The following is a 23,564-nucleotide window of genomic DNA, read 5'->3' as shown; positions in this document are numbered from 1 at the left end:
CTCAACCCTTGTCAGGGCCGTTGGCACGTACTCGCTCGACGTTGACGAGCGACTGCTGGAGCTCGTCGAGCCACTCGCTCGAGTGCTGCTGGACGAGCTTGACGCACCAGCCGAGCGCGTCGCTCCGGCTCCGGGCGACGCCGCCGGAGACGAGCAGGTCGAGGACCGCACGCTCAGGCTGACGCAGCCGGGTCATCACAGGCGCGGAGACCGTGGTGAACATGTGCCGCTCTCCCCCGACCTCCACGCCCCAGGAGACCTTCCGGTCGAACCGTCGCTCCGCCTGCCGCGCGACAGCCATCCGGTCCTCACGGGTGCGCTCGCGAAACTCGCTCGCGCGCCCCTCGTTCGCAGCGGCCCGCTCTTCGTCCGAAGCGCCCTCGGCGGTCTTCGGCTCCTTGATCCGCCCAACCACCGTGATCTCCTCGCGGTCGACCACGACATCGACGATCTCGTCGTACACACCATCGGGCAGTCGTCCGCTGAACCACCCGCGCAACTCGTTTGTAAGCATGTAATCATGCTTACTCGCCGTCACTAGGAATTCAAGGGACGCCGTCAGGGGGCTGCCATCCCCGTCAGGCCGGCGGGGATGGCGATGACCGCGGTCCTGCAGGCCGCGGTCGAGCAGGGCGTGCTCACGAGACTGCCGTTACTGGATCGGAGGACGGGCGATCCCGACCACCTCGACGAGGGCGATCAGCGCCGCGACCGTCGCGGTCACGCCGACCCGGCGCCGCCCGAGAAGCAGGTACGCAGCCAGCCCGCCCACGGCCAGCGCGGCCGCGAGCCGCCACCACAGCTGACCCTCCGCCAGCGGGTGCCGAGCGACGACGAGAGCGGCGACCACCAGGGAGAGGTGGGTGCGCCGCCAGGCGAGCTCGGTCCGCTCCGGTTGCAGTCCGGGGTCGGCCGCCTCTCCCCCGCTCACGCCAACAGCGCCAAGGAGACGAGGGCGATGGAACCGAGCACGCCGAACACCAGGGGAAGCGGTGCCCGGCGGCCCGGGAGGGCGTCGCGCCGACGGATCGCGCGCTCGCTGCGTATCCAGCTCCACCAGGACCAGGCGGCGCAGCCGGCCGCCAGGAGCGCCAGGCTGAGCGGGGCGAGCACGGCCAGTGCCGTGCCGCCACCCACCTCCAGGGTGTCGACCGCGACCGCGACGGCGAGGAACGCCAGCGACGTGCGGATCCAGGCCAGGAAGGTGCGCTCGTTCGCCAGGGTGAACCGGACGTCGGGCTCCTCGGTCTCGCGGTAGAGCCAGCTGTCCAGCCGGCCTCGTGCTGCGCGGTTCACGACGCAGGCTGCGTGACGGCGTCGGCGTCGGTCCGAGAACGACGACTGGTCGTGGCGGGGACGAGCGCCGCGGTGAGGGTGAAGAGGACCGTCGCGACCCAGACGACCGTCATCCAGCGCTCCCAGCCGCCGGTCGCCTCGACCACGCGCGGCGCGAAGAGCACCGTCGCCAGAATGAAGGTGCGGTTCAGCAGATGGTTGAGACCGAAGGCGCGGCCCTGGATGTCGGGGTGGACCTCCTCGACGTGCTCGGAGAAGCTCGCCATCCACGGGCCGAAGATCGCCGCGAGGGCCACACCGATGCCGATGAACAGGACGACCACCAGGCTCGTTGACGCCTCGCTACCCCGGTCCATGAGTGCCAGGAAGGCGCCGAGGAAGATCGCCGCGGCGATGCCGCCGCCGACCATGAAGGCACTGCGTCGCTGCGTACGGTCGGAGACTCGGGCGAAGACCAGGCTCAGTGCGAGGTTGCTCAGCCAGAAGACCATCGTCATCGCCGAGGCGGCCCGGACCGAGACGCCGAACTGCTGGACGAGCATCGTCTGGGCATAGGCGTTCATGGTCGCCAGCAGGACGTAGAGGAACGACATCGCGAGCACGTGCGTCCAGAACGCGCGGCGCCCGACGAGGAGTCGCAGGCCCTTCGCGCCCTGCGGCACCTCGACCGTGTGAGCCTCGCGCTCGGTGAGGCGTACGGCGCGGCGCACCTCCGGGGCGAGGTCGCGCAGAGTCATCGCGACCACGATGGCACCGACCAGGGCGGCGCCGGCCATGATGAACAGCTGGGATCGCCACTGGTTGCCGAAGACGCCCAGCGTGGCCGAGGCCACGGCCGCAGCGAAGAAGTTGGCGCCGACCGAGCCCCAGCTCCAGAACGCGAACGCCTGGGCACGACCAATCCGCGGGGTGAAGTCGCGGATCAGCGGCTGGGTGCCGGCGACGGCGACGCCCTCGACGAACGCGAGCACGATCCGGGCGAGCGCGAAGTGGGCCACCGAGTCCGCAGTCGCCATGAACAGGCAGGCGGCAGCGGAGAGGAACATGAACGGGACCAGGATCCTCACCCGGCCGACGCGGTCGGCGAGCTCGCCGCCGAGATAACCGGCCAGAGCACCGAAGATCAGCGACGCGGCCGTGATCAGGCCGTACGTCTTGAGAGACATCCCGAGGTCTTCGAGCAGCAACGGCAGGACGGGGGCCAGCTGGCCCTCGAACGCCGAGATGAACAGGGCGAGCACGACAACGGCCAGCAGCACGCGACGGCGTGCTCCGACCGGGTACTCGGTGAGCAGGGTGCGGTAGGACATGGGGATTCGCCCTTCAAGATGTTAGACAGAGCGTCTATTAACGGTCGACGCGTCTGACTGTAAGCCGAGTGACCCGCACCACACAAGACACCGTGTCCACGTCAGCGCGGGTCGGGGTCGAATCCCGTCGCCCAGAAGCGCCCGCGGCGCGAGAGCTCGACGAGCGTCTCGACGACCTGGTCGGTGGCCGGCCGCGGCTCGGGAGCATCGAGCCACCACAGCAGCACCGCCATCTGCTCGCCCACCCATGCTCGCGCCAGCACCTGGAGATCAACCCGCGGGCGCACTGCGTTCGCCTTCACCCGCGCAGTGAAGATCTCGAAGGCGGTGGCGCTCCAGGCGTCCTCGAAAGCCCGCAGGCCACGACCGTCCCCCTCGCCCCGCAGGATCATCCGGTACGCATCGGGCTGCTCGGTCGCATGCCGGAAGACCTCGGCCACCGGCTCCCCGGTGAACCCGGCATCCTCCGGGGCCAGCACCTCGGCCAGTCGCTCCTTCAGGTCCTGGAGCACCGAGGCCACGACGTGGTCATAGAGCGCCTCCTTGTCCTTGAAGTGCGTGTAGAAGGTCGCCCTGCCCACGTCGGCCGCGCCGACGATGTCCTCCACCGTCACCGCGGCGTAGCCACGCTCGAGCACCAGGGAGACGAGCGCGTCACGGAGCGCCCCTCGCGTTCGCCGGCTGCGCCGGTCATCAACCACCGTCATGCGCACTGTTGTAGCACTTTCCCGAACGACTGGACTGTTTCTGGACACGCTGTCTATGATCTCGGTGACCGCGCTCACAGCAGCGACACCTGACAACCAGGAGGGCACCCGTGAATCTCGGCAGCTATCTCACCCGCACCGCGACCTTCACCCCCGACGCCACCGCCCTGGTCTCCGGCACCGACCGATGGACCTACCGCCAGCTCGAGGACGACACGAACCGGCTCGCGGCCGCCCTCATCGCCCGCGGCTGCACGCCCGGCACTCCCGTCGCGACCCTCGCCACCAACCGTGGCGAGCTGGTCGTCGCCGAGATGGCGATCTGCAAGGCAGGTGCTCTCCGCGTCCCGATCAGCGCTCGGCTCGCCGCTGCCGAGGTCGAGCACGTGCTGCTCGACGCCGCGGTCAAGGTCGTCTTCACCGGCGGCGCCCACCTCGACCTCGTCCGCAAGATCGTCGACGCCCACAGCCTGGACGCCCTGGTCGTCGACCTCGACAACGGCACCCCCGCGGGCACCGGCGCGACGGCGTACGACGCCCTGCTCGCCGAAGGCGCCACCGAACCGGTCTCCGTCGACGTCGAGGAGGACGCCCCGGCAGTCCTCAACTTCACCTCCGGCTCGACCGGCACCCTGAAGGCAGCGGTCCAGACCGTCGGCAACCGGCTCGCCAACATGCGCAAGCTGGCGATGAACCCCTACGGCTCACTGACCGCGGACGCCGTCTATCTCGCACCCGGACCGATCACCCACGCCAGCGGCATGGTGATCCTCGGCTGCTTCTTCCGCGGCGCTGCCGTGGTCGTGCTGCCCGCGTTCGACACCGAGGCATACCTCGACACGCTCGAGCGCGAGCGGGTCACCCACACGTTCGTCGTGCCGGTCATGCTCAACCTGGTCCTCGCCTCCCCCACCTTGGGTGAGCGCGATCTCTCCGCGCTGCGGAGCATCACCGTCGGCGGCGCCCCGGTCAGCCCGGCTCGGCTGCGCGAGGCCGTCGAGGCCTTCGGTCCGGTGGTCAACCAGGGCTACGGACAGGGCGAGACGACGAGCGCGATCACGTTCCTCAGCTCCGAGGATGTCGTCCGCGGCATCGAGTCTGACCCTGAGCTGCTGCTCTCCTGCGGCCGTCCGGTCTACGACACCGAGGTGATCGTGGTCGACGACGACCACCACCCGCTGCCCGCCGGCGAGATCGGTGAGATCGTGGCGCGCGGCCCGGACTGCGTCCGGGAGTACTTCCATGCCCCCGAGGCGACTGCCGAGACTTTCCGCGACGGTTGGGTGCACACCGGTGACCTCGGTCGGATCCGCGAGGACGGGTTCGTCTTCATCGTGGACCGGAAGAAGGACATGATCATCTCGGGCGGCTACAACGTCTACTGCTCCGAGGTCGAGGCAGCGCTCTACGAGCACCCGGCGGTCCGGGAGGCCTGCGTCGTCGGGGTGCCCAGCGAGAAGTGGGGCGAGACGGTGAAGGCGTACGTCTCCCTCGCCGCCGGCACCACCGCGACCGAGTCCATCACGGAGGACGAGCTGCGCGACTTCTGCCGCACCCGGCTCTCGGGGGTGAAGGTGCCCCGGATCATCGAGTTCGCCGACGCGCTGCCCCAGAACCGCAACGGCAAGGTCGACCGGCGGGCGCTGCGCGAGCGCGACTGGGCCGGTACCGAGCGGAAGGTCGGCTGAGATGTCCTTCTCCCTGACCCCGTCCTACCCGGACAACCCACGCCTCGACTCCCTGGTGAACCGGCTGCGGGACTACCTCGACGGCGAGCTCGCCGACTACGAGCGCGACCTCGGCCTCGGTCCGGAGACGCCGCTGGAGCGCTCGATGCTGGAGCCGGTGTGGCAGCGCAGCCGCGAGCTCGGCTTCTACGGGATCCACCTGCCCGAGTCGCTCGGCGGGCAGGGCCTGAGCCTCACCGAGCTCGCCGCCCTCAAGGAGGAGATCGGCGCCTCCGGCCGCCAGCTCGCCACCAGCGTGCTCGGCGACATGGGCGGCCCGCTGCGGGTCGGCGCCATCTTCGATCACGCGAGCGAGCACCAGATCGAGAAGTACCTGATGCCGGTCGTTCGCGGCGAGCGCGCCTGCTGCTTCTCGATGACCGAGGACGACGCCGGCTCCGACGTACGCCGGATGCGGACCACCGCCACTCCGACGCCGGGCGGCTTCACGATCAGCGGGCGGAAGGTGTTCAGCACCGGCGGCACCTTCGCCGACTTCGCGATCCTGGTGGCCAGGATGGCCGGCGAGGAGGAGTCGTACGCCGCGTTCTTCGTCGATCTCGACTCCCCCGGTTGCCGGGTTCTGCCTGGTGACCTGCCGCTGTCGGGGCAGAACATCGAGAGCGACGTCGTGCTCGAGGACTGCTTCGTGCCGCAGGAGAACCTGCTCGGCGAGGTCGGCCAAGGGCTGCGGATCGCCCTCGGCCGGGTGACCGCGAACCGGCTGCTGCACTGCCCGACCGCGCTCGGCGCGGCCCGCCGGGCGCTCGCGCTGGCGCTCGACTTCGCCGCGCACCGCACCGTCTTCGACGGGCTGCTGATCGAGAAGCAGGCGATCCAGCACCGGCTCGCCGACATGGCCACCGATTACTACGCAGCCCGGTCGATGACCTACGACGCCCTGGCCGACCTCGACGCCGGCAAGCGCCCGCGCATCGAGTCGTTCATGTGCAAGCTGTTCGTGGCCGAGCGGTCCTTCGAGATCGCCGACGCGGCGCTGCAGCTGCACGGCAAGGCGGGGATGGTCCGGGGTGCGGAGATCGAGGTGATATGGCGGCGGCTGCGGATGTTCCGGGTGCTGACCGGCTCCTCGGAGATCCAGCGCAACGGGGTCATCCGCGAGCTGGTGAAGTCGCTGGGGGCATGATGGCCGACTTCGCTCAGGAGGAGGCTGACGCGCATCGCGGGTTCATCGCTTCCCTCAAGCCCGGAGTCGTCGCCAAGGCGGACGGGTCGGTCGCGTTCGACGCGGACGCCGACGCCTTCCTCGACGCCCCGGCGCCTCCGACGGCGCACGCGGGCCTGTGGCAGCACAGCCGGCTCACCTCGCTCCAGGGACTGTTCGAGGTGACCGACGGCATCTATCAGGTGCGTGGCCTCGACCTCGCCAACCTCACGATCGTCGAGGGTCATCGCGGGATCATCGTCATCGACACCCTCACCACCGCGGAGACGGCGGCCGCCGCGTTGGGGCTCTACCGTGCGCACCGCGGCGACCGGCCGGTCACCGGGGTGGTGCTGACCCATCCGCATGCCGATCACTTCGGCGGGATCGCTGCCGTGCTCGCGGCGGGTGCCGGCGACGTACCCGTCCTGGCGCCGGAGGGGTTCCTGGAGCACGCGGTCTCGGAGAACGTCTACGTCGGTCCGGCGATGGGCCGGCGGTCGGGGTTCATGTACGGCAGCCTGCTGCCGGTCACGCCGGACGGACACGTGGGCTGTGGTCTCGGCCCGCGGCTCGCGTCCGGGAGCATCGCTCTGGCCGCGCCGACTGACTCGGTCACCCGCACCGGGGAGACGCGCGTCATCGACGGCGTCGAGATGGAGCTCCAGCTCACGCCGGGCAGCGAGGCACCGGCGGAGATGAACATCCTCCTCCCCCGCCACAGGGCACTCTGCCTGGCCGAGAACGCCGTGCACACCCTGCACAACATCGTCACGCTGCGCGGCGCCGAGGTGCGCGACGCCCGGCTGTGGGCGCGCTATCTCACCGAGGCGCTCTCGCTCTTCACCGGGCGTGTCGACGTCGCGTTCGCCACCCACCACTGGCCGACCTGGGGCGCGGAACGGATCGAGGCGTTCCTCTCCGGGCAGCGTGACGTCTACGCCTACCTGCATGACCAGACCGTACGTCTCATCAACCGCGGCCTGACTCCGAAGGAGATCGCCGAGGAGCTGGTCCTGCCGCCGGCCCTCGACGCCCAGCCGTCGACACGCGGCTACTACGGCTCACTGAGCCACAACGTGAAGGGGATCTACCAGCGCTATCTGGGCTGGTACGACGCCAACCCGGCCCATCTGTGGGACCTGCCGCCGAAGGCGGAGGGCGAGCGCTGGGTGCGCCTGCTGGGCGGTGCGGACGCTGCCGTGAACCACGCCGCTGCGCTCGTCGCCGGCGGCGCGACCGATGACTTGCGGTTCGCCGCCACGCTCCTCAACCATGTCGTCTTCGCCGAGCCTTCGGCCGGCGCCGCTCGGAAGCTGTTGGCCGAGGTCTACACCCGGCTCGGGCACAGCGCCGAGAACGCCACCTGGCGCAACATCTACCTGACCGGTGCCCGCGAAGTCGTCGACGGCCCGAGGGCCGCGCCGCGTGGTGGTGGCCGCGGCCTGCTCGCCGCGCTCTCGGTCTCCCAGCTGCTGGAGTCACTCGCCATCCGCGTCGACGGACCACGGTCGTGGGATCTCGACCTTCGCGTCGACTGGCACCTGCTCGACCACGACGACACCTCCGCAGGTGGCTGGTGGCACGCGCGCCTCCATCACGGCGTGCTCGTGCACTGGCGGGGCGACGCCCCGGACCCGGCTGCCGCCCTCACCCTGACACTGACCCGTCCCCAGCTCGCCGGCCTGCTCGGCACGCGAAGACTCGACGGGATCGACCACACCGGCGACCTCGGAGTGCTCCAGCGGCTGCTGGAGGTCCTGGAAGCACCTGAACACGAGTTCGCAATCGTCACCCCCTGACCGGTCCACGCCACGTGGCACCATGTGCTGCGTGACCGACGACACCCCTGCCACGGGACTGACCGAGCTGCACGCCCGCCGCTTCCTGACCACGGACGCGGCGCGAGCCGAGAAGGTCGCCCGGTGGCACGCCAAGGGGAGGCGTACGGCTCGGGAGAACATCGCCGATCTGATCGATCCGGGCTCGTTCGTCGAGTACGGGAGGTTCATCACCGCGGCCCAGGAACAGCGGCGTGACCTGGCAGATCTCGTCGTCGAGACACCCGCGGACGGGATCATCGGCGGCACCGCCACGGTCGGCGGGAAGCCGTGCGCGGTGCTGTCCTACGACTACCTGGTGATGGCCGGTACGCAGGGCATGCGCGGGCATCGCAAGTCGGACCGGCTCATCGAGATCATCGCCCGGATGCGGCTGCCGACCGTGTTCTTCACCGAGGGCGGTGGCGGGCGCCCGGGTGACACGGACATCCCGCTCGTCTCGGCGCTCGACGTCGGCTCGTTCGCGCTGTGGGCCGAGCTCGAGGGCGTCGTACCCCGGATCGCCGTCGTCTCAGGCCGCTGCTTCGCCGGCAACGCGGTCCTCGCCGGCTGTGCCGACCTCCGCATCGCGACCCCCGACGCCAACCTTGGCATGGCCGGTCCGGCGATGATCGCCGGCGGTGGGCTGGGCACGTTCTCCCCCGAGGAGATCGGCCCGGCCGACGAGCAGGCCGCCAACGGGGTCATCGACGTGCTCGTCGCCGACGAGGCAGAGGCAGTCGAGGCCGTTCGTGGCATCCTCGCCGGTCTCGAACCCGCGCGCGAGCAGGGCGAGGCCGACGACCAGGGCATGCTTCGGACCCTTCTCCCCCACAACGACCGCGAGGCCTTCGACGTACGCCCGGTGGTGGAGGCGCTGGCCGACCTCGACTCGGTGACGTGGCTCCGTGAGGGATTCGCACCCGAGCTCGTCACCGCGTTCACCCGGATCGACGGGATCGCGGTCGGCGTGCTCGCCAACCAGTCGACGCACCTCGCGGGTGCCCTCACCAGCGACGCATCGGTGAAGGCCGCCGACTTCCTCGCACTCTGCGGGCGCTGGGGCCTCCCGGTGGTCTCGCTGGTCGACACCCCGGGGTTCATGGTCGGTCCCGAGGCCGAACGCGGCGGCCTGGTCCGTCATGCGTCCCGGATGGTCGTCGCCGGTGCACAGCTGTCGACCCCGCTGGTCGGGGTGGTCCTGCGCCGTGGCTACGGCCTCGGCGCTCAGGCGATGCTCGGCGGGAGCACCCATCGCCCGCTGCTCACCGTCGCCTGGCCCGACGCCCATCTCGGTCCGATGGGGCTGGAGGGCGCCGTACGTCTCTCCATGGCGGCCGAGCTCGCCACGATGCCCGCTGCGGAGCGCGAGGAGCGGGTCGCCGTTCTCACCGAGGAGTACCGCAAGCAGGCCAGCGCGCTCAACGCAGCCCGGATGCTCGAGATCGACGACGTCGTCGACCCCGCCGAGACACGTGCCGTCATCGCCGCCACCCTGCGCCGTGCGGTGACGTAGCCTCCTGCCATCGGGCGGCTCTCGCCTCGGGCGATGGGAGACACGGATGTTCTTCGGCTGGATCTTTGCGGGGATGGGCCTGCTGTTCGCGGGTATCGGGGTGTGGATGGTGGTCTGGTCGATCATCAGCCGGCAACGGCTCTCGTCGTGGACGCCGTGGGAGGCGACGATCCGTGAGATCGAGACGCGGACGACCTCGAGCGGTGAGCACGGGAGCCGTACGCGCCTGGTCGCGCACTACGAGTATCGCGGTCCCGACGGGAGCGAGTATGCGAGCGCGGGAACGCTGCCCGACCGTCGGTTCCGGCTGGACGGCACCGTGCCGCCGCTGAGCATCGTGATCAACCCGCTCGACCCGTCGAAGTCGATGATCGCAGGAACAGGCGGAGGCACCGGCTGTGCGATCGTCTTCGGGGTCGTCTTCGCCGGGATCGGGCTGCTGTTCGCGTCCATCGGCTTCGGGCTCGCCCAGACTCCGATCTGACCGTGCTTCCCGGGCGGCTCAGCTGCGCTGACGACGGGCGAACATGATCAGCAGGGCTCCGCCGGACAGAAGGGCCACGCCGATGGCGACGCCGAGCACGCTCACCGGCGAACCGGTGGCAGGCAGCGTCTCGGAGCCAACGGGCGACGTCGAGACCTCAGGACCCGACGAGTCCGCCGGAGCGGATGGGACGGCGTCGCTCGGCTCGGGCTCGGGCTCGGAAGGAGACTCGGTCGGGGCGGGCTCCGACGGGCTCTCGCTCGGGGTGGGGTCCGTGGGCGTGGGTTCCGTCGGGGTCGGATCTGTCGGGGTCGGTTCTGTTGGCGTGGGTTCCGTCGGCGACGGGCTGGGTTCCACGTCGCCGCAGCTCACCTCGCCGAGGAACAGGTAATGGTGGATCTCACCGCCGCCAGTCGTCAGGGTGTCGGTGAAGATCTGGCCCTCGACCGGCGTGCCGACGTCCACGGTCAGGTCGAGCCCTGGTGCGTAGATCGAACCCGAGACCAGCGTGTCACCGCCGATGGTGAGCGAGGTGCCCTCGGCGTAGGAGGAGAAGTCGTAGAGGACGTACGGCGCGACGGGGTTGGGCTGGTCGGCGTTGGGACTCTCGGTCCCGGTGAACTGGGGCAGGTCGATCGTCGCGCCATCGGGCGCGCCGACGACGCGCACGACCAGCGGGGTGTCGGCAGCGAGGGCGGCACCCGTGGTCCGGAGCACGCTGAAGGTGCTGAGCTGGGCGTACGGGATCTCGAGGACGTTGGTCTTGCCCGCCTCGAGGTCGACGGTCATCTCGGCGGCATTGCCGCCCGGGCTGAGCGTGCTCACGTGCACCTCGTCGCTCTCGACGGGGGTGAGCTCGGTCAGACACTCGGTGGCCTCGTCCGGGGAGACGTCCAGCTCGGCGAAGTAGTCGTCATAGGCCCCCGGAGCTCCGACGCGGGAATTGGGTTCCCCGCCGTTGTAGAGCTGGTTGGGGTCGTAGATCCCCTGCTGGGTGCCCGACGGCCCGTTCGCTACCCAGATCGCCCCGGAGCCGCGCTCGGTGACCTGAAGACCGGCCAGATCGCCGATCTTGACGAACCCGCGCTGGTCGTCCTCGACATAGCCACGTGAGTCGACGGTGACCTCGCCGTCGGTGCCCGGAACGAAGGTGCCTCGGGTCAGCAGCCTGGTGGGATCACCGGCGACGACGGGGATGTCGTAGTCCGTCGGGGTCAGACCCGAGCTGTGGATGATCGGATACGTGCCGTTCGGGAAACGTACGTCGCCCCCGACCGCGAGGGAGCCCTCCAGCTCGCCGTTGCCCATGGTCGCGTCCGCGGTGGTCACGATCGTGAACAGTCCGTTCACGCCCATCGGGTTGAGCGAGCCGGTGGCGGCCGACGCCGGGCCCGCACCGCTGCCGAGAATGCCGGCTCCGAGCGCGAGCCCTGCGACGACAACAGCCGTTGAAACGTATGTTTTCGCCATCAACTGAGCGGTCTCCGATCAATTCATCAATGAACAATCGAAAACATAACTGATCCGGATCATCGGGTCACGCACCAACGCCACCCTCGGCGTGGGTGTCTCGGACGAGATCGGGCTTCCTAGATCTCCTTCAGCCGCGGCACCAGGTCCACGAGCGAGGTGGTCCACGGAACCGGGTCGACGTACGGCGTCGGCATCAGCCCGACGAGCGTGATGCCCAGAGCGGCGTACTCCTCCATCGACGCCAAGAAGGCGTCCGGGTCCTCGACCGAGGGGCCCTGGAAGAGCATCGTCTTCTCGATCGCGTCGTAGTCGGTGCCGAGGTCGTCGCAGTGGCCGCGCAGCACCTCGAGCTTGTGCCGGACCGTTTCGACGGCCTCGGGGCTGGGAGCGCCGAAGAGGTTGGTGCCCTGGCCGTACTTCGCGACCAGGCGCAGCGTCTTCTTCTCGCCGCCACCGCCGATCAGGACCGGAACGGTGCCGTTGACCGGCTGCGGGAGCGAGATCGTCTCGGCGAGCTGGTAGTGCTTGCCCTCGTAGGCGCCGTCGTTCTCCGACCACATCTGGCGGCAGATCTCGAGGGTCTCCTCCAGGCGCTCGAACCGCTCGGCCGTCGGCGGGTACGGCACGCCGAGACCCTGGTGCTCACGCTCGTACCACGCCGCCCCGATGCCCAGCAGCGCCCGGCCGCCGGAGAGCCGGTCGAGGGTGGTGACGATCTTGGCGAGCAGTCCGGGATGACGGTAGGTCACTCCGGTGACGAGCAGGCTGAGACGTACGTTGTCGGTGATCCCGGCCAGGTAGCCCAGCGTGGTGTAGCCCTCGAGCATCGGCTCGAAGGGGCCGCCGGCCTGCTCCATCTGGAACCAGTGGTCCATGACGGTGAGCAGGTCGACGCCGCCCTCGTCCGCGATGCGGGCCGTCTCGGTCAGCTTGTCGGCCAGCGTGGTCTCCCACTCGGGGTGGGTGAACGTGAAGTAGTGGAGTCCAAGATCCATACCTCAGACGCTATGTCTTCGAGTGCGCTCGAAGACAAGCCCTCAGTCGTGACGGGAATCGTGACGGGCGGTACGTAACGGCGAGCCGACCACGACCACGGCTGCGACGACGAAGAGTGCCACCGCTACCCACAGCGCCGGGCGGAGCCCCAGCAGCTGGGCGATGATCCCGCCGGCCAGCGCGCCCACCACCGCGCAGGTGCGGTTCGCGGACCGGATGGTCGCGTTCATCCGCCCCTGCAGCTCGTCCGGCGTCACGGACTGCCGATAGCCCAGCGAGTTGGCGTTCTCGACCCCCATCCCGAACCCGACGAGCACCTGAGCGGCACCGAGGACGACGGCGCCGGCCACCGTGGGCGGCGCCAGCGCGGCGCACCCCCACGCCACCGGCGCGACCGCGTAGCCGAGCACCATCGCTCCCCCGGCCCCGAGCCGACGCCCGGCCTTCACGGCGAGCAGCGCTCCGAGCAACCCGCCGACACCGGTGAACGCGAGCACGATGCCGTACGCCACCACCCCGAGCCCCATCTCGCGGAGCGCGAACGGCGCGAACGCCGTCACCGCCACGGCGTTGCCGACGAACCAGATGTGGGTGGAGATCGCGTGCGGGGCGATGGTGCGGTGGCGGTAGATGTAGCGGATGCCGGCGGCGACGTCGCCGAGGACGTCGGCGGGCGTGCTCGGCCGACGCGGCAGCGCCGGCTCCTCGACGCGTACGCGCGCGTTCATCACCGCCCCGAGCGCGCAGGTCAGCGCGTCGGCGAGGACAGTGAACGGCGCCCCGATGACGGCGACCATCCCGCCGCCCAGCGCCGGCCCGGACGTCAGCGCGACGGTGTCACCCTGGTCGATGCGGGCGTTGGCCGAGAGCAGTGCGCCCCGTGGCACCAAGCGAGGGAGGAAGGACTGCCGAGCCGCCATCTCGAGGACCGAGAGGGCTCCGACCACGAAGAGCACCGCGGCCACCACAGGCAGCGTCAGCGCATCGACCAGCCAGAGCACCGGGACGGCAAGCAGGGCCACCGCCTGCGCGGCGTTCGACCAGACCAGCATCGGTTTGCGCCGGACCCGGTCGACCAGGACGCCGGCGAAGACTCCGAGGAAGGCGTACGGCAGCACTCTGGCGGCGTTGACGACGCCCACCTCCGCGGGCGTCGCGACCAGGACCTGGACGACGAGCACCTGGATCGCGACGGTCGAGACGGCGGTGCCGAAGGATCCTGTCGTGGAGGCGGTCCAGTAGCGCACGAAGGCGGGATATCGCATCGCCTCGCCGCTCACGCGGCCTCACTCTAGTGACAGCTCCGCGAGGTGCTTGTGACCCCACTCCCCCAGCGGCTGGAGGGCGGCGATCAGCTCGGCCCCGGCCGGCGTCGGGCGGTAGAGGACCTGAACCGGCGTCGACGGGATCACCTCCCGCACCAGGAAACCGTCGCGCTCGAGCTCTTTGAGGCGCAGGGCGAGCATCCGGTCGGAGATGCCCTCGACGGTGCGGCGGTATTCCCCGAAGCGGCGTGCGCCGGCCACGGATGCGAAGAGGACCGCGCCCGACCAGCGTTGCCCGACGCGCTCGAGCGTGCGCTGAAAGATGGCGCACGACCTTCCGTCGACCTGTACGTCATCCACTGTCACTTACTCAGGATAAGTTGCTAATGTGCCAGTTGCAAGGCTGCGGCGAGCGCCTCAGACTCTGCGGTTGTCGGCTCATCGGTCCGGCCTCGAGATCACCCGCCCCGGCGGGTCAGCCCAAGGAGTACACGCGTGTTCATCGCGTACATCGTCGTCTCGTCCCTGCTCGCCCTCGCCTGCCTGGCCTCCGGAACGGCCAAGGTGACCAGGCAGCCGGCCCTGGTCGAGCAGCTGGGTGGGCTCGGCGTCGCCGCCAAGCACGTCCCCCTTCTCGGCACCCTGCTCGTGCTCGGCGCCATCGGCCTCGTCGTCGGCATCTGGGTCGGAGCCCTCGGCGTCGCGGCCGCAGGGGCGCTCGCGCTCTACTTCGTCGGCGCGATCATCACCCATCTGCGTGCCGGCGACGCCAAGGGCTCCGTGCCCACGGTCGCTCTCACCCTCGCCTCGGTCGCCGCGCTCGTGCTGGGGCTGCTCTCGCTCTGACCTCGGCGAGGCCCGGGTCAGCGCAGCATCGGCTCCCGCCTGAGGTCACGCTTGTCGAGCTTGGCGTCGTACGTCGCCAGCGGCTTCGCCTTCGACGCGTCGGCCTCGACCGCGGCGGTCGCCACGCCGGCCCACTCCAGGATCCGGGCGGTGGCGAGCTCACGCTCGTCGGCGACGAGGCCGGCGACGTTGGCACCGTGGTTCATCCCCGGCGCGGTGAAGACGTAGGAGTCGGTCGCCTTCTTACCCGGGCGGAAGCGCTCGGCGCCCCACGGGTCGGCCTCGCCGTAGACGAAGAGCATCTGGTGGGCGTGCTTGCGCACCCAGGAGTCGACGTCGCGCATCGCGGACGGGTCGAACCGCATGTCGATGTCACGCGGGACGAAGCTTCGCGGCGGCTGGTAGCCGTAGCGGATCAGGTCGTCCTCGATGTGCGGGAAGCCGATCGTCGGCGCACCGAGCTCGGTGCCGGCCTGGTAGTAGTAGGGCGTGTAGGGGCTCAGACCCTGGTCGGTGTAGAACCCGAAACCCGAGTAGTAGTCGATCGAGTCCCAGATCTCCTGGTCCGTGGCAGTCGCCGCGTCGGCAGGGATGTCGGCGCACTGGCTCGTGCCGGCGTACTGCCAGAAGGCCCAGACGTAGTCGAGCACCACCATCTCGTAGGCAGAGTCCAGGCTGCCCACGGTGTCGAAGGTGTAGCCCTCGGTCTCGGCGAGGTCGGCGTAGGTCGCCTTCAGCGCCTCGCGGCGGACGAGCGCCTCGCGCTGGACGCCGTTGAGGCGGTCGCGGCAGTCCGCGGTGCCGACGGTGGCGAAGAAGTCGTCGTAGGCGGAGTCCTCGCGGTTGACCACGTCGTTGGGCGCGACGTAGGCGACGATGCCGTCCATGTCACGGGGGTAGAACCGCTCGAAGTAGGTGGCGGTCATGCCGCCCTTGGAGCCGCCTGTGGCGAGCCAGTTGGCGGAGTAGATCGGCTTCAGCGCCTTGAAGATGGCGTGCTGGTCGCTGGCGGCCTGCCAGATGTCGAGGTCGTCCCAGTCGGCCGGGTCGGGGCGCGACGGGGTGAAGAACCGGTATTCCATCGAGACCTGGTTGCCGTCGATGATGCGGGTCGGCTCGCTGCGGCCGGGGTTGGTCGAGACGTTGTAACCGCTGGTCTGGAACACGGTCGGGCGGGCGGTGTCCTTGTGGAGCACGGTGAACCGCTGCTGGAAGGTGTCGCCGTGGGGTTTGCGGTGGTCCACGGGCTGGGTGAAGTTCAGGACGAAGTAGCGGTAGCCGGCGACCGGCTTCTCCTGGATCAGGCTGACGCCGTCGATGGCAAGCAGACGGTCGAGGATGTCGTCCTCGGCGGCGGTCGCGGAGTTGCCGGGTGTGACGAGGAGCAGGGATACCAGCCCCATCGCCACCAGAAGCCGACTGATCAATGCACGCATGCGGGGTCTCCTTCGGTGCGGGGTCTCGGCAACCTAGCCGACCCACGCGCGGTGCACCTCCGAATTTCGGATGGGTCCCGGGAAGGAAGTCGTACGGCGATGCGTTCGGGTCGACATGACGTTCGATCCGCACGAACTGCTCGCCACCACCCGCCACGGGATCCTGGCCACGATCAAGGCGAACGGGCTGCCACAGCTTTCACCGGTGTGGCAGTTCTACGACCGCGAGCGCGGCGAGATCCTGATCTCCACCCGCGAGGGGCTGGTGAAGACCAGGAACCTCCGCCGCGACGCGCGGGCGGCGCTCGAGGTCGACGGACCCGGAGGTCGGTCCTGGGCGACGGCCGAGGGCACCGTCACGCTGACCGGGCCCGGCACCTCACCCGACGGCCCGGAGGTGGAGGCGCTCGTCGACTACTACCGACGAGGCGCCGGTGAGCACCCCGACTGGGAGGAGTACCGCGAGGTGATGGTCGAGGACCGACGCGTGCTCATCACCATCGCGGTCACCAAGGTCTACGGCGCCGACCTGGGCTGATCCGGGCTGATCTGGGCTGATCTGGTCAGGGCAGCTCGGGGCCGGCCGAGCGCTCCTCGCTCGGCCGGTCGATGCGATGACGAGTCCGCGGGCGCTACCGACGCGGATTGAACAGCGTGCCGAACCCGGACGAGCCGAGCCCGCACAGCATGATGACCGCTCCGACGATCACGTTGGACGTGATCATCGCGCCGGTCGTGTCGACGCCGCTCATGAGCCACGGCGAGATGATCGCCCAAGCACCCATGAACGGCACGGTCCAGGCCAGACCGTGCGTGCGGCCGAACGCCGACGCGAAGCAGAGCGCCAGCAGAGCAACCGTGATACCGACGATCAGGTTGCTGACCATCAGAGGCGACGCCGTGGTGTTGAAGCCCACGATCCACGGCGAGACGGCCAGATAGAGGCCGGCCAGCATCGTGACACCGTCGACCACCTGAGCGGTGGCGGTGGACCCGGTCAGATCGAACCGGTCTCGGAGTGCCGCGATGTCGGGGTGTTCCTGAATGGACAGGTTTTCAGACGACATTTGAATTCACCTCCTCAGCCCCATGCCAAAGGAAGAACGACTGTCCTTGGCCATCATTCTAGGCCCGCGACACAGCAATTGACCCACCCGAAATCACGGCGCCGAACCGCGCGGCGTCGATGGCACCATGGGTGCCATGGACGTCTCGTCGCTGCAGGCCTATTGCCTCACCAAGCCCGGTGCCTGGCCGGACAACCCGTGGGAGCACGAGCACCCGGTGATCAAGGTCGGACCGGGTGAGCGCGGCAAGATCTTCGCATTCCTCGGGGCCGCGAAGGTGGGGCTGAAGTGCGGTGCCTCCCGGGAGATCGCCGACGAGTGGCTGCTGCGCTATCCCGACGACGTGACTGTCACCGGATACATCGGACGCTCGGGCTGGAACGACCTGGCCTGGGGCGGTGCGATCCCTGACGAGGAGATCCTGGAGGCGGTCGACGAGTCGTACGCCACGATCGTCTCCAAGCTCCCGAAGAAGCTCCGTCCGGCGGGCTGGGACGCCTGAACCCGGCATGCCGGGCTTGAACGAGGCCGAGCTGTGAGGAATGGTGGAGCGGGTACTCCGTACCCAACCATGGAAGATCTCGACATGCTTCAGCTGACCGAGAACGCCACCACCATCGTCCGCTCGATCTCCGAGCAGTCCCAGGGCGCCGGCCTCCGGCTCGCCTCCAACGCAGAACCGGACGGCGCATTGAGCGCCGCCCTCGTCCCGACCGCCGAGGCGGAGGACCAGGTCATCGAGCAGGAGGGCGCGCGGGTCTTCCTCGACCAGGGCGCCGCCGCCGAGCTCGACGACAAGATCCTCGACGCCGGGATGGACGACTCCGGCAACGTGCAGTTCGGGATCTCTCTGCAGGCCTGATCCCGCGCTACGCCGGGGTGTGCCGCATTCGCGGTGCGCCCCGGCGTAGCTGATTTTGGGACTGCGTACGCCGCTAGGCGCGCGTAGTCTCCGGGCATGAGCACCGCCGGCGTACCTGCCTGGTTCCATCTCTTCCTCGATGTCCCGCGTGAGCAGTGGGAGGAGGCTGTCGGGTTCTGGTCGGCGGCGACCGGCTGGGCCCTCTCGGCGCCTCGTGGCGAGGACGGCCAGTTCCTCACCCTCGTGCCGCAGGAGGGCGACGCCTGGCTGAAGATGCAGGCCATCGCCGACACCACGCCACGGGTCCATCTCGACCTCGACGCCTTCGATCGTGCGGTCGCGGTCGAGCGGTCGGAGTCCTCGGGCGCGAGCCCGGCGTGGACGTACGAGGATGTCCCGGTCATGCGCTCCCCCGGCGGGCTCCTCTTCTGCCACACCCTCCCCGAGGGATCCCACCCGCACTTCGCGCGCTCAGAGCCCGAGCGGGTGCTGGACCAGGTGTGCATCGACATCCCACGCTCGCGCTGGGCGCAGGAGGTGTCGTTCTGGGCAGAGGTCACCGGACGGACTCCCGAGCCGGCCAAGACCCCCGAGTTCGTACGCCTCGCCGACCCCGATCCGCACGGCGGGCTCCGGATCCTTCTGCAGCGGCTCGAGGACGAGGACGGCGAGGTCCGCGCCCATCCCGACCTCGCGGTCGCCCACCGGGCCACGGAGACCTGCCGTCACGAGGCGCTCGGCGCCGAGACCGTCGGCGTCTTCGAGTGGTGGACGGTGATGCGGGCGCCGTACGGACAGATCTACTGCCTCACCGATCGTGACCCGGTGACCGGTCGGGTGGCCTAGCCTGGAGGGATGCGACTCGCATCGTTCAACGTCGAGAACCTCTTCGCCCGGCCGAAGGCGATGGACACCGACGAAGCTGACGCTACGACGCGGCGAGCGGTCCTGACCGCCCACTCCCGCGTCTCCACGCTCCTTGCCCAGCCCAGCTATCAGGGCGACGAGCAGGAGATCCTGGACAACCTCGAGAAGCTCGGCCTCCTCAAGAGCGACGAGGGCGAGTTCGCGCGGCTGCGGAAGATGCGCGGCGCGCTGCTCAAACGCCCGCGGTCGGGGCCGGTGCAGCTGGTCGCCAAGGGACGCAACGACTGGGTCGGGTTCGTCGAGCTCAAGACGACCGCCGTCGACGAGATCGCCACGGAGAACACCGCACGCGTCTTCGCCGAGCTGCGGGCCGAGGTCGCGGTGGTCGTCGAGGCCGACGACCGGCCGGGGCTGCACATGTTCTCCCAGACGTTGCTGCCGGAGGTCGGCGCCGAGGCGTACGAGCAGGTGATGGTCGTGGAGGGCAACGACGAGCGCGGCATCGACGTCGGCGTGATGGTCGGCGACGGCTATCGCCTGGTGCAGATCCGCACCCACATCTTCGACCGCGACGAGGAGGGCGTGGTCTTCTCCCGCGACTGCTGCGAGTATCACCTCGACGCTCCCAGCGGCGCGCGGATCGTGGTGCTCGCCAACCACTTCAAGTCCAAGGGCTACTCGGAGAAGGGTGACCGGCAGGGCGCCAAGCGGCGCGGCCGGCAGGCGAAGCGGGTCGCGGAGATCTACCAGGGGCTGCTCGAGGAGGGGATCGAGCACGTCTGCGTCGCCGGAGATCTCAACGACTCCCCCGGCGGCGGGTCGCTGGAGCCGCTGCTGTCGGTCTCCGGGCTCGTGGACGCCAGCGAGCACGCGAACTGGGACTGGAACCACCGCCGCGGGACCTACGGTTCCGGCAACGAGGACGACAAGATCGACTACCTGCTCCTCTCCCCCGCGCTGAGCGCGAAGCAGACCGGTGGCGGCGTCTTCCGCAAGGGCGTGTGGCACGGGCCGCGGACCAAGGACCCCTGGGACCTGTTCCCGACGCTGACCGCCGAGCAGCACGCCGCCTCCGACCATGCCTGTCTCTACGCGGACTTCACCGACCTGTGATCTGAAAGCCTCCCGTACGCTGCTGGGATCTGCGTGAAATAGGGGCCATGTGCCTCGGACACGGACAGCAGCACGGGACCTTTCGGTCGATGAACGGGCCGCTCACGCGGCGTACGGCGCTGGGAGCGGCGGGAGCAGGGCTCCTGCTGGCGTCGATGTCCTCGTCGTTCACGGGTGCGGCGGCCTCAGCGACCGCCCGGGCCGGCGTCGGGGCGAGCCGGATGTCGCGGCTCTCGTCCGGGACCACGCTCGTCCATGCCGACCTGCACAACCACACGCTCATGTCGGACGGCGACGGCGACCCGGACCTCGCCTTCGACTCGATGCGGAGCGCCGGGCTGGACGTCGCGGCGCTCACCGACCATGCCACCGTCTCCGACCACATCCTCGGTGATGCGCTCGCGGGGCTGCTGCCGGCGGCGTACAAGCAGATCGGCGGCATCACCCGCTCGGACTGGGCGCGGACCCGGGAGCTGGCCGACGCGGCCGACGCCGACGGCACCTTCACCGCGATCCGTGGCTTCGAGTGGTCGGAGCCGTTGTTGGGTCATATCAACGTGTGGGGAAGCGAGCACTTCACCGACATCGTCGACGTCGGCGCGATGCGGCCGTTCTTCGACTGGCTGATGCGCTCGCCTTCCACGCCGCTGATCGACGGCGGTTCTGACGGGATCGCCGGCTTCAACCATCCCGGGCGCGAGCCGTTCCGGTTCCAGGAGTTCCGCTACGACGCCCGAGCGCGCGAGCGGATGGTGTCGCTGGAGATGTTCAACCGCGGCGACGACTACCTCTTCGAGGGCTTTGCCGACGGCAAGACCTCTCCCCTGTGTCAGTGCCTCAACGCCGGCTGGCGCACCGGGATCAGCGGGGTCACCGACGAGCACGGCACCGACTGGGGCCACCCGGAGGGCAAGGGGCGCACCGGGCTGTGGGTCGCCTCCCACGACCGCGCCGGCGTCTTCGAGGCGATGCGGGCGCGGCGGTTCTTCGCCACGCGCACCTCGGGACTCCGGGTCGACGTGGTGGCCACGCTGGACGGCGTGGAGCACCGGATGGGCTCGGTGGTCCCCGGCCGTGGTGGTGACCTGCGGTTCACCCTAGACCTGGCCCGCGACGAGGATTGGGTCGGCCGGGAGCTCCATCTGCAGGTGCTGCGCCCGGGTCCGTCGGTGCCAGTCGTGGCCGACGTCGTGGCGTTCCGTGTCGGCGATCCGGTCTCGGTGACCGTGTCGGTCTCGGTCGACGACGGCGACTGGGTACTGCTGCGGGTCAGCGACCCGACCCAGGCCAACGCGAGCCCGGGCCCGGAGGGCCACCCGTGCAACGACCTGGGCATCGCCTACACGAGCCCGTGGTGGCTGCAGCCCTGAGTTTCCTGAGAAGGCGGCTCGCAGGCTGAAGATGCGCTGAAGGCGGGCGTCCGGGCGGTGGTTGCGGGCCTCGACTGTGGCACGCTGGCGACGTGAACGAGGTTGGGTACGTCGTCGGGCTGGTCGCGGTCTCCGTGGCCGTGCTGGCGCTCGGGGTGTGGTTCGTGCGGCGTGAGATCCGGGACGGGGTCTCGCCGGCGCCGCTGTTGTGGACCGGCTACGGATTGGTGGCGGCGTTCGTCGTCTTCGGGGTTCTCCGCACCTCCTGGGTGGTGCTCTCATGAGGACACGTGCTGACCTGTTGGGCTGGATCGGTCTCGCCGGCCGTCTCTACCTCGGCTTCGTGTTCCTCGCCGCCGGGCTGGCCAAGCTGCCCGAGCCGGCGATCACCGAGCAGGCGGTGCGCGGCTACCAGCTGCTGCCGTGGCAGCTGGCCCCGGCGTACGCCATCGCCATGCCGATCGCCGAGATCGTGCTCGGCGCGCTGCTGATCCTCGGGCTGTTCACCCGGACGGCGGCGGTGGCGACGGCGCTCGGCCTGTGCTCGTTCCTCGTCGGGATCACCTCGGCGTGGGCGCGCGGGCTCAACATCGACTGCGGCTGCTTCGGTGGCGGCGGCGCCTCGGCCGACCCCGCCTATCTCGCCGACACCCTGCGCGACCTGGGCTGGCTCGCGATCGCGGTCTACCTGATCGTCGTACGCCGCACCAAGCTCTCTCTCGACAACCTGCTGTTCCGGCGGGCTGCTCCCTCTGTCGACGACTACAGCGAGAGCTCGAAGAAGACCGAGTTGGGGTCGAGCACGTAGCTGCCGAAGGGCGGGCGCTCGGTGAAGCCGTTGCCCGCGTAGAGGCGCCTGGCGGGAGCGTGGAAGTCCTCGCTCCCGGTCTCGAGGAGGATCCGGCGGCCACCCGCGGACCGCGCCTGCTCGATGAGGTGCTGGAGCAGCGCCGTCGCGATGCCGCGGCCGCGGGCATGGGTCGAGGTGCGCATCGACTTCAGCTCGACGTCGCCCTCATCCAATGACTTGAGCGCACCGCAGCCGACGAGCTCGGTTCCCTCCCAGGCAGACCAGAACGCGATCTCGGGCACCTTCAGAGCCTCGAGATCGAGTGCGTGTACCGACTCGGCCGGGCTCACCGCGTACATGTCCTCGAGGTGCTCCTCCAGCAGCCGGATCACCTCGGGCCGGGTCAGGTCGTCGAGCTCGAAACGCAGGGAGAGCACAGGCACGGCTGGAGGTTAGCCGAGGCCTCCCTCGTCGTGGCGGATGGGTGCGGAGGGGCAGGTGCAGTATCGCGGCCGGCGACCAGGGTGTGCGATAGTGCGCGGCTCCGATGCCCGGAGCGGAAGCCGGCGGCATCGCCGCGCGGGGTCCGTCGAGGAATCGTTCGGACCGCTCGCCTAGCATCTGGGCATGCCTTCTCGTGCGCTCCCGGCCGTAGCCGCCGCTGCCCTGCTCCTGACACTGTCCGCCTGTGGTTCCGACGACGGCGGTTCCGGTTCCGCCGAGGAGAGCAAGGGCCCGAAGTCGAGCGAGTCCAGCGACTGGAAGTCGATCGTGAAGCCCGGCACGACGAGCTGCGACTACACCGAGGACCCGATGGGCGCCTCCAAGGAGGTGGACCAGCCGGAGAAGACCGCGCAGTACACCGGCAAGGTCGACGCCACCATCAACACCTCCGTCGGCCCGCTCGCGATCACCCTCGACGCCGACAAGGCGCCATGCACGGTCAACTCGTTCCTCTCGCTGGCCTCGCAGGACTACTACGACGGCACCAGCTGCCACCGCCTCGGCGCCAATCCCGGCTTCGAGCTGCTGCAGTGCGGCGACCCGACCGGCGAGGGCACCGGCGGCCCGGGCTACACGATCCCCGACGAGTTCGAGGACAGCGACACCTTCCCCGCCGGCACCCTCGCGATGGCCAACACCGGCCAGCCCAACTCCGGCGGCAGCCAGTTCTTCATGGTGTTCGGCGACACCCAGCTCCCGCCCGCCTACACCGTCTTCGGCACCCTCGACGAGGCCGCCATCAAGACCCTCCAGGAGGTCGGCGAGGCCGGCGTGGCCGAGGCCGGCCCCGACGGCACCGGCGCCCCCAAGACTCCCGTCGAGTTCGAGAACATCACCGTCGGCTGATCACCCCTCGCCGAGGCGTCAGGTACGTCGGGCGAAGCGTCACTCCGGTCGGCCGAGTCGGCACCTGCGTGCCAACTCGGCCGACGCAGTTGACGCCTCGGCCG

Annotated in this window: 27 protein-coding genes; 15 read left to right on the top strand and 12 right to left on the bottom strand. The window is 69.7% G+C overall.

Features of this window, described 5'->3' with window-relative positions; genetic code table 11:
- Position 1 precedes the first annotated feature (1 nt).
- The 5 genes from ACFU7D_RS07165 to ACFU7D_RS07145 form a co-directional block, all read right to left on the bottom strand.
- Positions 2-514, bottom strand: coding sequence for a hypothetical protein (locus ACFU7D_RS07165; protein ID WP_091041957.1), 513 nt, complete (start codon positions 512-514; stop codon positions 2-4).
- Positions 515-652: 138 nt separating this feature from the next.
- Positions 653-931, bottom strand: a complete 279-nt coding sequence (locus ACFU7D_RS07160; RefSeq protein ID WP_378865048.1) for a DUF202 domain-containing protein — start codon at positions 929-931, stop codon at positions 653-655.
- Positions 928-1,296 carry a YidH family protein gene (locus ACFU7D_RS07155; protein WP_378865045.1) on the bottom strand — a complete coding sequence of 123 codons (369 nt, stop codon included), beginning with the start codon at positions 1,294-1,296 and terminating at the stop codon, positions 928-930. The genes ACFU7D_RS07160 and ACFU7D_RS07155 overlap by 4 nt, the downstream gene beginning before the upstream one ends.
- Positions 1,293-2,606 carry an MFS transporter gene (locus ACFU7D_RS07150; protein WP_378865042.1) on the bottom strand — a complete coding sequence of 438 codons (1,314 nt, stop codon included), beginning with the start codon at positions 2,604-2,606 and terminating at the stop codon, positions 1,293-1,295. Before ACFU7D_RS07150 ends, ACFU7D_RS07155 begins: the two co-directional genes overlap by 4 nt.
- A gap of 101 nt (positions 2,607-2,707) precedes the next feature.
- Positions 2,708-3,313 (bottom strand): TetR/AcrR family transcriptional regulator, encoded by a 606-nt coding sequence (locus ACFU7D_RS07145; RefSeq protein WP_378865040.1) that lies wholly within the window; start codon positions 3,311-3,313, stop codon positions 2,708-2,710.
- Positions 3,314-3,423: 110 nt separating this feature from the next.
- Between ACFU7D_RS07145 and ACFU7D_RS07140 the strand changes: the two genes are divergently transcribed.
- Genes ACFU7D_RS07140 through ACFU7D_RS07120 form a run of 5 tightly spaced genes read left to right on the top strand, consistent with a single transcriptional unit; the run spans position 3,424 to position 10,025 of the window.
- On the top strand, positions 3,424-5,001 hold the full coding sequence (locus ACFU7D_RS07140) for a class I adenylate-forming enzyme family protein (RefSeq protein ID WP_378865037.1): 1,578 nt from the start codon (positions 3,424-3,426) through the stop codon (positions 4,999-5,001).
- Position 5,002: 1 nt separating this feature from the next.
- A complete protein-coding gene (locus ACFU7D_RS07135; protein WP_378865034.1) occupies positions 5,003-6,187 on the top strand; it encodes an acyl-CoA dehydrogenase family protein in 1,185 nt (394 codons plus the stop codon).
- Positions 6,187-8,007 carry an alkyl/aryl-sulfatase gene (locus tag ACFU7D_RS07130; RefSeq protein WP_378865031.1) on the top strand — a complete coding sequence of 607 codons (1,821 nt, stop codon included), beginning with the start codon at positions 6,187-6,189 and terminating at the stop codon, positions 8,005-8,007. Before ACFU7D_RS07135 ends, ACFU7D_RS07130 begins: the two co-directional genes overlap by 1 nt.
- A gap of 31 nt (positions 8,008-8,038) precedes the next feature.
- Complete coding sequence (locus tag ACFU7D_RS07125) at positions 8,039-9,541, top strand: acyl-CoA carboxylase subunit beta (protein WP_378865028.1); 1,503 nt, start codon at positions 8,039-8,041, stop codon at positions 9,539-9,541.
- 46 nt (positions 9,542-9,587) lie between these two features.
- A complete protein-coding gene (locus tag ACFU7D_RS07120) occupies positions 9,588-10,025 on the top strand; it encodes a DUF3592 domain-containing protein (protein WP_378865026.1) in 438 nt (145 codons plus the stop codon).
- Between the two features lie 18 nt (positions 10,026-10,043).
- Here ACFU7D_RS07120 and ACFU7D_RS07115 read toward each other — a convergent pair whose 3' ends face one another.
- The 4 genes from ACFU7D_RS07115 to ACFU7D_RS07100 form a co-directional block, all read right to left on the bottom strand.
- The gene (locus ACFU7D_RS07115) at positions 10,044-11,495 is read right to left on the bottom strand and encodes a collagen-binding domain-containing protein (protein ID WP_378865023.1); all 1,452 of its coding nucleotides are present in this window, start codon (positions 11,493-11,495) and stop codon (positions 10,044-10,046) included.
- Between the two features lie 119 nt (positions 11,496-11,614).
- Positions 11,615-12,493, bottom strand: a complete 879-nt coding sequence (locus ACFU7D_RS07110; protein WP_378727100.1) for an LLM class F420-dependent oxidoreductase — start codon at positions 12,491-12,493, stop codon at positions 11,615-11,617.
- A gap of 42 nt (positions 12,494-12,535) precedes the next feature.
- Positions 12,536-13,774 (bottom strand): MFS transporter, encoded by a 1,239-nt coding sequence (locus ACFU7D_RS07105; RefSeq protein ID WP_378865020.1) that lies wholly within the window; start codon positions 13,772-13,774, stop codon positions 12,536-12,538.
- A gap of 6 nt (positions 13,775-13,780) precedes the next feature.
- Positions 13,781-14,125, bottom strand: a complete 345-nt coding sequence (locus ACFU7D_RS07100) for a winged helix-turn-helix transcriptional regulator (RefSeq protein WP_378865017.1) — start codon at positions 14,123-14,125, stop codon at positions 13,781-13,783.
- 129 nt (positions 14,126-14,254) lie between these two features.
- Here ACFU7D_RS07100 and ACFU7D_RS07095 point away from each other — a divergent pair, with 129 nt between their 5' ends.
- A complete protein-coding gene (locus tag ACFU7D_RS07095; RefSeq protein WP_378865014.1) occupies positions 14,255-14,605 on the top strand; it encodes a DoxX family protein in 351 nt (116 codons plus the stop codon).
- Between the two features lie 17 nt (positions 14,606-14,622).
- Here the strand turns inward: ACFU7D_RS07095 and ACFU7D_RS07090 are convergent, their stop codons facing one another.
- Positions 14,623-16,041 carry an aminopeptidase gene (locus ACFU7D_RS07090; protein WP_378865011.1) on the bottom strand — a complete coding sequence of 473 codons (1,419 nt, stop codon included), beginning with the start codon at positions 16,039-16,041 and terminating at the stop codon, positions 14,623-14,625.
- A gap of 115 nt (positions 16,042-16,156) precedes the next feature.
- Here ACFU7D_RS07090 and ACFU7D_RS07085 point away from each other — a divergent pair, with 115 nt between their 5' ends.
- Positions 16,157-16,579, top strand: coding sequence for a PPOX class F420-dependent oxidoreductase (locus tag ACFU7D_RS07085; protein ID WP_378865008.1), 423 nt, complete (start codon positions 16,157-16,159; stop codon positions 16,577-16,579).
- Between the two features lie 94 nt (positions 16,580-16,673).
- Here ACFU7D_RS07085 and ACFU7D_RS07080 read toward each other — a convergent pair whose 3' ends face one another.
- The gene (locus tag ACFU7D_RS07080; RefSeq protein ID WP_378727088.1) at positions 16,674-16,997 is read right to left on the bottom strand and encodes an SPW repeat protein; all 324 of its coding nucleotides are present in this window, start codon (positions 16,995-16,997) and stop codon (positions 16,674-16,676) included.
- A 247-nt stretch (positions 16,998-17,244) separates the two neighbouring features.
- Between ACFU7D_RS07080 and ACFU7D_RS07075 the strand changes: the two genes are divergently transcribed.
- The 7 genes from ACFU7D_RS07075 to ACFU7D_RS07045 all read left to right on the top strand — a co-directional run bounded on the left by ACFU7D_RS07075 (position 17,245) and on the right by ACFU7D_RS07045 (position 22,128).
- Positions 17,245-17,610: an MmcQ/YjbR family DNA-binding protein gene (locus tag ACFU7D_RS07075; RefSeq protein WP_378865005.1), complete on the top strand. Its 366-nt coding sequence runs from the start codon at positions 17,245-17,247 to the stop codon at positions 17,608-17,610.
- A gap of 84 nt (positions 17,611-17,694) precedes the next feature.
- A complete protein-coding gene (locus ACFU7D_RS07070; RefSeq protein ID WP_378865003.1) occupies positions 17,695-17,970 on the top strand; it encodes a Fe-S cluster assembly protein HesB in 276 nt (91 codons plus the stop codon).
- Positions 17,971-18,066: 96 nt separating this feature from the next.
- Positions 18,067-18,816, top strand: coding sequence for a VOC family protein (locus ACFU7D_RS07065; RefSeq protein WP_378865000.1), 750 nt, complete (start codon positions 18,067-18,069; stop codon positions 18,814-18,816).
- 9 nt (positions 18,817-18,825) lie between these two features.
- The gene (locus ACFU7D_RS07060) at positions 18,826-19,950 is read left to right on the top strand and encodes an endonuclease/exonuclease/phosphatase family protein (protein WP_378727080.1); all 1,125 of its coding nucleotides are present in this window, start codon (positions 18,826-18,828) and stop codon (positions 19,948-19,950) included.
- A gap of 89 nt (positions 19,951-20,039) precedes the next feature.
- The gene (locus tag ACFU7D_RS07055) at positions 20,040-21,320 is read left to right on the top strand and encodes a CehA/McbA family metallohydrolase (protein ID WP_378864997.1); all 1,281 of its coding nucleotides are present in this window, start codon (positions 20,040-20,042) and stop codon (positions 21,318-21,320) included.
- 92 nt (positions 21,321-21,412) lie between these two features.
- Positions 21,413-21,604, top strand: a complete 192-nt coding sequence (locus ACFU7D_RS07050; protein ID WP_378864994.1) for a hypothetical protein — start codon at positions 21,413-21,415, stop codon at positions 21,602-21,604.
- Entirely contained in the window at positions 21,601-22,128 is a 528-nt protein-coding gene (locus ACFU7D_RS07045) for a DoxX family protein (protein ID WP_378727073.1), read from the top strand. The genes ACFU7D_RS07050 and ACFU7D_RS07045 overlap by 4 nt, the downstream gene beginning before the upstream one ends.
- Here ACFU7D_RS07045 and ACFU7D_RS07040 read toward each other — a convergent pair.
- Entirely contained in the window at positions 22,083-22,553 is a 471-nt protein-coding gene (locus tag ACFU7D_RS07040; protein ID WP_378864991.1) for a GNAT family N-acetyltransferase, read from the bottom strand. The two genes, ACFU7D_RS07045 and ACFU7D_RS07040, sit on opposite strands and share 46 nt — an antisense overlap.
- Before the next feature lie 184 nt (positions 22,554-22,737).
- Here ACFU7D_RS07040 and ACFU7D_RS07035 point away from each other — a divergent pair, with 184 nt between their 5' ends.
- A complete protein-coding gene (locus tag ACFU7D_RS07035; protein ID WP_378864988.1) occupies positions 22,738-23,460 on the top strand; it encodes a peptidylprolyl isomerase in 723 nt (240 codons plus the stop codon).
- The last annotated feature ends 104 nt before the right edge of the window (positions 23,461-23,564 follow it).

The sequence above is a fragment of the Nocardioides sp. NPDC057577 genome (genome assembly GCF_042801335.1).
Classification (GTDB): domain Bacteria; phylum Actinomycetota; class Actinomycetes; order Propionibacteriales; family Nocardioidaceae; genus Nocardioides.
This window is presented reverse-complemented; position numbering and strand designations above follow the sequence as displayed.